The organism is Micromonospora sp. GCM10011542 (genome assembly GCF_042650685.1).
Lineage (GTDB): Bacteria > Actinomycetota > Actinomycetes > Mycobacteriales > Micromonosporaceae > Micromonospora.
In genome coordinates this window covers 38,798-44,847 of record NZ_JBHSBO010000041.1, presented here as the reverse complement: position 1 = coordinate 44,847, position 6,050 = coordinate 38,798, and the positions used below count along the sequence as shown (strand labels likewise).

6 protein-coding genes are annotated in these 6,050 nt (G+C 72.3%); 2 read left to right on the top strand and 4 right to left on the bottom strand.

Annotated elements, in window-relative coordinates; all coding sequences use genetic code 11:
* Window positions 1-165 precede the first annotated feature (165 nt).
* Entirely contained in the window at window positions 166-1,626 is a 1,461-nt protein-coding gene (locus ACFOW4_RS15660; RefSeq protein WP_377528253.1) for an MFS transporter, read from the bottom strand.
* A 108-nt stretch (window positions 1,627-1,734) separates the two neighbouring features.
* Here ACFOW4_RS15660 and ACFOW4_RS15655 point away from each other — a divergent pair, with 108 nt between their 5' ends.
* Both ACFOW4_RS15655 and ACFOW4_RS15650 read left to right on the top strand, forming a co-directional pair.
* Window positions 1,735-2,391, top strand: coding sequence for an HNH endonuclease family protein (locus ACFOW4_RS15655; protein WP_377528251.1), 657 nt, complete (start codon window positions 1,735-1,737; stop codon window positions 2,389-2,391).
* The gene (locus tag ACFOW4_RS15650; RefSeq protein ID WP_377528249.1) at window positions 2,373-2,867 is read left to right on the top strand and encodes a hypothetical protein; all 495 of its coding nucleotides are present in this window, start codon (window positions 2,373-2,375) and stop codon (window positions 2,865-2,867) included. The genes ACFOW4_RS15655 and ACFOW4_RS15650 overlap by 19 nt, the downstream gene beginning before the upstream one ends.
* A 60-nt stretch (window positions 2,868-2,927) precedes the next feature.
* Here ACFOW4_RS15650 and ACFOW4_RS15645 read toward each other — a convergent pair whose 3' ends face one another.
* Genes ACFOW4_RS15645 through ACFOW4_RS15635 form a run of 3 tightly spaced genes read right to left on the bottom strand, consistent with a single transcriptional unit; the run spans window position 2,928 to window position 6,014 of the window.
* Window positions 2,928-4,028 carry an ABC transporter ATP-binding protein gene (locus ACFOW4_RS15645; RefSeq protein WP_377528247.1) on the bottom strand — a complete coding sequence of 367 codons (1,101 nt, stop codon included), beginning with the start codon at window positions 4,026-4,028 and terminating at the stop codon, window positions 2,928-2,930.
* Entirely contained in the window at window positions 4,025-5,011 is a 987-nt protein-coding gene (locus tag ACFOW4_RS15640; RefSeq protein WP_377528245.1) for an ABC transporter ATP-binding protein, read from the bottom strand. The genes ACFOW4_RS15645 and ACFOW4_RS15640 overlap by 4 nt, the downstream gene beginning before the upstream one ends.
* A 43-nt stretch (window positions 5,012-5,054) precedes the next feature.
* Window positions 5,055-6,014: an ABC transporter permease gene (locus ACFOW4_RS15635; RefSeq protein WP_377528263.1), complete on the bottom strand. Its 960-nt coding sequence runs from the start codon at window positions 6,012-6,014 to the stop codon at window positions 5,055-5,057.
* Window positions 6,015-6,050: the final 36 nt, after the last annotated feature.

Here is a 6,050-nt window from a genome sequence, read left to right as displayed (position 1 = left end):
CCGTCACCAGCTAAGCCACCGCGTTGCAACGACCCCTCGAATCCGCCGCCTGGCGTTGTACAAGGGGCCCTTCTTAACGCGCAGCCGGAGGGTCGGTGCGCTTCGCCGAGGCGCCGGCACCCGATGCCGGGGTGTTAACAGGGGGCCCTTCCTCTACCGCAGGCGTTAACAGGGGGCCCTTCCTTTCACTTCTGCGGGTCGCTGGATCAGCACGGCGGCCAGCACCGCGCCGGTCAGCAGCAGCCCGGCGCACCAGGTCATCGCGGCCCGGAACGCGTCGGTCAGCTCCGCCTTCTGCTGGTACCCGCCACCGGAGAGGCCCACCAGCAGCGGCAGCGCGGCCACCGCCAACAGGCCGCCGGCCCGGGACGCGGCGTTGTTGAACCCGCTGGCCACCCCGGAGAAGCGGTCCTCGACCGCGGCGAGCACCGACGCGGTCAGCGGTGCCACCACCAGGGTGAGTCCGGCGCCGAAGAACAGCACCCCGGACAACACGTCCCGCCAGTAGCTGGCGCCCGGGTCGATGCCGCGCAGCAGCAGCAGACCGGCGGCGGCCAGCACCGGCCCGACGGTCAGCGGCAGCCGCGGGCCGATCCGCGCCGACAGCGCGCCGGCCCGGGCCGAGCCGACCAGCAGCAGCACCGTCAGCGGCAGCAGCGAGACGCCGGCGAGGAAGGCCGACCAGCCCACCACGTTCTGCAGGTAGACGGCGAGGAAGAAGGTGAAGCCGCTGAGCGCGGCGTAGACCACCACGGTGAAGACGTTCAGCACCGAGAAGAGCCGGCTGCGGAACAGCCCGAGGGGCAGCATCGCGGTGTCGCCGCGCCGCCGCTCCAGCAGCACGAAGGCCACCCCGGCCGCCACTCCGAGCAGCGCCGCCACCAGCACCGGGGCCGAGCGGTAGCCGCGTGCCGGCGCGTCGATCAGCGCGTACGTGACGCCGGCCAGCGCGAACGCGCCCAGCAGTGTCCCGGCCAGGTCGAACCGGCGGCGGGTGCGGCCCGGCCCCCGGGTACGCGACACGTTCTCGTCGCGGCTCTCCGGCACCCAGCGCAGGGTCGCCAGCAGCACCGGAACCGCCAGCAGCAGGTTGATGAAGAAGATCCACCGCCAGGACAGCGCGTCGATCAGCCAGCCTCCGATGAACGGGCCGAGCGCGGTGGACACCCCGGACAGCCCGGACCAGGCGCCGATCGCCCGTCCCCGGTCGTCCGGATGGAAGCTGGCCTGGAGCACCGAGAGCGACCCCGGTGTCAGCAGGGCGCCGCCGGCACCCTGGAGGAAGCGGGCGGCGATCAGCCAGCCGGTCCCCTGGGCCAGCCCGCACAGCACCGAGGCCGCGGTGAACCAGACCACCCCGAGCAGGAAGATCCGCCGCCGGCCGAACCGGTCGCCGAGATAGCCGCCGAGCAGGACGAACGCGGCCAGCATCAGCAGGTATCCGTTGACCGTCCACTGCAGATCGGCGACGTTCGCGCCGAGTTCCTCGCCGAGCCGGGGCAGCGCCACGTTGACGACGGTGCTGTCCAGGAAGACCATGCCGGAGGCGAGTACCGCGGCGAGCAGGGTGCCGCGACCGGCGGTGGTGCCCATCCGCAGTGCGGCCGCCGGTGGGGGTGCGTTCATGGTCACCAATCTGCCCTGCACCATGTGGGAGACGCCACGAAACGCCGAAACCCTGCCGGGGTACTGTGCGCAATCGCCGGGAGCCCGCAAGCTGGAGAGGTGTCGTCTGTGCGTACCAGATCAGGACCGCGCGTGGCGGTGGCCGCGCTCGTCGCGGCGCTGGCGCTCGGCGCGGCAGGCTGCGTCCCGTCGGACGAGCCGGACACGCCGCCGCCGAGCGGCGGTGGCAACGTCCTGCAGATGCTGGGCCAGCTGACCGTCGCGGGCGCCGGCTCGATGAAGGGCTACAGCCGGGAGCGGTTCCCGCACTGGCGGGACACCGGCAAGAACTGCGACGTGCGGGACAGCGTCCTGCAGCGCGACGGCAAGAACATCAAGCTCTCCGGCTGCAACGTGGTCGCGGGCCGCTGGGAGAGCGTGTACGACGGGCGCGTCGCGACCGATCCGTCCGAGGTGGACGTCGACCACATGGTGCCGCTGGCCAACGCGTGGCGCTCGGGCGCCGACGAGTGGGACGACGCGAAGCGCGGCGACTTCGCCAACGACACCACCCGACCGCAGCTCATCGCGGTTTCCGCGAGCTCCAACCGGGCAAAGGGTGACCAGGACCCGTCCCAGTGGAAACCGGCGAACCGGTCGTACTGGTGCCAGTACGCCGAGAACTGGGTGACGGTCAAGCATCACTGGCGGCTCACGGTGACCAGCGCCGAGAAGGCCGCCCTGACCGACATGTTGGAGGGCTGCACATGGGCGAGCAAGCCGTGACGGGGGCCGGGGCGAGCCCGGCCCCGGAGCAGGTGCCGGACGCGGGCGGCGACGACGCGGCCGCGGCGACCGGCAGCGCGCCGGCGGGGCCGGCCACCGCGGGCATGACCGTGGACGGCACGACGGGTACCGCCGCCGTGGTGCCGGGGGCCGGGATGAGTGCGGACGGCCCGAACCCGACCGCCGCCGCGTCGCCGGGCGCCGGGATGCAGGCGGACGTGGCCAGCGCCGGCACCCGCACCGCGGACCTCCTCGCGGGCCCCGGTGGGGTGATGACCGACGAGGTCGGCGTGGTCACCGGTGAGCTGACCCTGCGCAGCAGCTGGGCCGACGGGCGGGTCACGCTGAGCGTGCAGTACAAGGACGCCGACGAGTGGTACGCGGTGACCGGCGGTTCGGTGCCGCTGGCCGACCCGGCCGGGCTGGACGCGGTGCACGGCGTCGCGGTGGCCCTGCTACACCGCCCCGAGGGCTGATCCGGCCCGTCTAGCCGTACCGCGGGGGGCCGCCCAGGAAGTGGGCGACCCCCTGCGGCGTCACGGCGTCGGGATCAGCTCGCCCGGCGGGTCGACCGGGCCGGTGCCCTCGGCCGGGCGGACCAGCTCCACCTCGACCTCGTGCGGCCGGATCCGACCGGCTGCGATGTCCTCGGCGAAGTGGCAGGCGACCCGGTGCCCGCCGACCACGTCGCGCAGCGCCGGCCGCTCGTCGGCACAGCGGGTCGGCTGCGCCCACGGGCACCGGGTGTGGAACCGGCAGCCGGACGGCGGGTTGGTCGGCGAGGGCAGGTCGCCGGCGAGCAGGATCCGCTCCCGTCGGTCCTCCACCACCGGGTCGGGCACCGGCACCGCGGACATCAGCGCCCGGGTGTACGGGTGCATCGGCTCGCGGTACAGGTCGTCGCTGGACGCCTCCTCGACGAGCCCACCCAGGTACATCACGCCCACCGTGTCGGCGATGTGCCGCACCACCGCCAGGTCGTGCGCGATGATCAGGTACGTCAGGCCGCGCTCGTTCTGCAGGTCCTCCAGCAGGTTGAGCACCTGGGCCTGGATCGACACGTCCAGCGCGGACACCGGCTCATCGGCGACGATCAGGTCCGGGTTGAGCACCAGCGCCCGGGCGATGCCGATCCGCTGGCGCTGACCGCCGGAGAACTCGTGCGGGTACTTGCTCAGCGCGGAGGCGGGCAGGCCGACCGCCTCCAGCGTGTCGCGCAGCCGCCGGCTGGTCTCGGCCTTGTTGCCGGCCAGCCCGTGTGCCTTGAGCCCCTCCATCAGCAGCGACTCCACTGACTGGCGGGGGTCGAGGCTGGACAGCGGGTCCTGGAAGATCATCTGCATCCGTCGGCGGGCGTGGCGCATCGCCTCGCCCTTGAGCGAGCGCACGTCGGTGCCGTCGAAGACGATCTCGCCGTCGGTCGGCTCGACCAGCCGCAGCAGGCCGCGGCCCAGCGTCGACTTGCCGCAGCCCGACTCGCCGACCAGCCCGTACGTCTCGCCCTTGCGGATGCTCAGCGACACGCCGTCGACCGCGTAGACGTACCCGATGGTGCGGTCGAAGAGCAGCCCGCTCTTGATCGGAAAGTGGACCTTGACGTCGCGCAGTTCGACCAGGGGTCCGGTCTGTTCGGTCACGGGACCGCCACCTCCTCGGAGACGGGGTTGTTGCAGCGGAGGTCGCCGCCGGTTGCGGTGGGTTCGAGCGGCGGTGGGCCGTCCAGGCAGGCGTCCACGACGTTGTCGCAGCGCGGCGCGAACGCGCACCCCTCGGCCCACGGGATGTTGTCGGAGACCGACCCACGGATCGCGTGCAGCCGCTCGCCCCGGGGCGAGTCGAGCCGGGGCACCGAGCTGAGCAGCCCGTGGGTGTACGGGTGCCGCGCGTGCGCGAACAGCTCGTGCCGCCGGGCCCGCTCGACCACCCGGCCGCCGTAGAGGACGTTGACCGTGTCGCAGAGGCCGGCCACCACGCCCAGATCGTGCGTGATCATGATGAGCGCGGTGCCGGTCTCGTCGACCAACTGCTTGAGCAGGGTGAGGATCTGCGCCTGGATGGTCACGTCCAGCGCGGTGGTCGGCTCGTCGGCGATCAGCAGCCGCGGCTTGCAGGCCAGCGCGATGGCGATCAGTGCCCGCTGGCGCATCCCGCCTGAGATCTGGTGCGGGTACTCGCTGAGCCGCCGCTGCGGGTCCGGGATACCGACCGCGTCGAGCAGTTCCCGGGCCTCCCGCAGCGCCTGCTTGCGGTCCCGGCCCTGGTGCCGTTCCAGCACCTCGGCGACCTGGACGCCGATCGGAATGACCGGGTTCAGCGAGGAGAGCGGATCCTGGAAGATCATGCCGATCTCCCGGCCGCGCCGGTCCCGCATGTCGTCCGGCCGCAGCTTCAGCAGGTCGGTGCCCTCGAAGAGCACCTCGCCGGTGACCTTGTTGCCCCGCTTGGGCAGCAGGCCCATGATGGCGAGGCTGGTCACGCTCTTGCCACAGCCGGACTCGCCGACCAGGCCGACGGTCTGCCCCGGTTCCACGGTGAAGCTGACCTTGTCGACGGCGGTGAAGGGCCGCTCGCCGCGTCGCTGGAACACGACGCTCAGGTCTCGGACGTCGAGCAGGCTCATCGGATCACTTCCTCACTGCACAGGTCGTTCGCTCGCACCGTCGTCACCGCCGGTTCTTCGGGTCGATCGCCTCACGCATCGCCTCACCCAGCAGGGTGAAGCCGAGCGCGACCACGACGATCGCGAGCGCCGGGTAGTACGCCAGTTCCGGGCGGACCTCGAAATAGCGCTGGCCGTCCACGCCGAGCATCAGGCCCCACTCGGCGCGGTTGATGTCCGGGTCACCGAGGCCCAGGAAGGAGAGCGCCGCGGCGTCCAGGATGGCCACCGCGAAGGTCAGGGTGGCCTGCACGATCACCGCGGTCAGCGAGTTGGGCAGCATGTGCCGGAGCACGATGTTGCGCTCCTTGACGCCGAGGGCCCGGGCGGCGAGCACGTGGTCGCTCTCCCGCTGGGCCAGCATCGAGCCGCGCAGCAGCCGGGCGAAGATCGGCACATTCACGATGGCCACCGCGAAGATCACCGTCCACTGGCTCGACCGGCTGGCCATGGCGACCAGGGTGATCGCCAGCAGCAGGCTCGGCAGGGCCAGCATCACGTCGGTGAGCCGCATCAGCAGCACGTCGACCCAGCCGCCGAAGGCGCCGGCGACCGCGCCGACCAGCACGCCGAGCGCGAGACCGATGAGCGTGGCGAGGACGCCGACGAAGAGGGTCTGCCGGGCACCGTAGATCATCCGGGACAGGAAGTCCCGGCCGAGCGGGTCGGAGCCGAGCGGGAACTCGCTGCTGGCGCCGGGGATGCTGTCCACCGTGAGGTTCTTGGTCAGCTCGTCGAACCGGGCCACCGGGTCGTGCGGGGCGATCAGCGGGGCGAAGATCGCCACCAGGATGAACAGGCCGACGATGGTGGCGCCGACGATGGCGACCGGGTTGCGGCGGAGCCGGCGCACGGCGTCCCGGACGAGGCTGATCCCGCCCCGGTCGGCCGCGCTGGCGCGGGCCAACTCGTCCAGCCGCGCCTTCTTACGGTCGCCGAGCACGCCGATGCTGCGCTCGCTCATGCCCGGGCGCGGCTTGTCGTCCCCGCTACGGGGAGC

Coding starts and splice junctions, on each gene's coding strand:
- ACFOW4_RS15650 (WP_377528249.1), top strand. CDS start 2,373: ATGGGCGAGCAAGCCGTGACGGGGGCCGGGGCGAGCCCGGCCCCGGAG.
- ACFOW4_RS15640 (WP_377528245.1), bottom strand. CDS start 5,011: ATGAGCCTGCTCGACGTCCGAGACCTGAGCGTCGTGTTCCAGCGACGC.
- ACFOW4_RS15635 (WP_377528263.1), bottom strand. CDS start 6,014: ATGAGCGAGCGCAGCATCGGCGTGCTCGGCGACCGTAAGAAGGCGCGG.
- ACFOW4_RS15660 (WP_377528253.1), bottom strand. CDS start 1,626: ATGAACGCACCCCCACCGGCGGCCGCACTGCGGATGGGCACCACCGCC.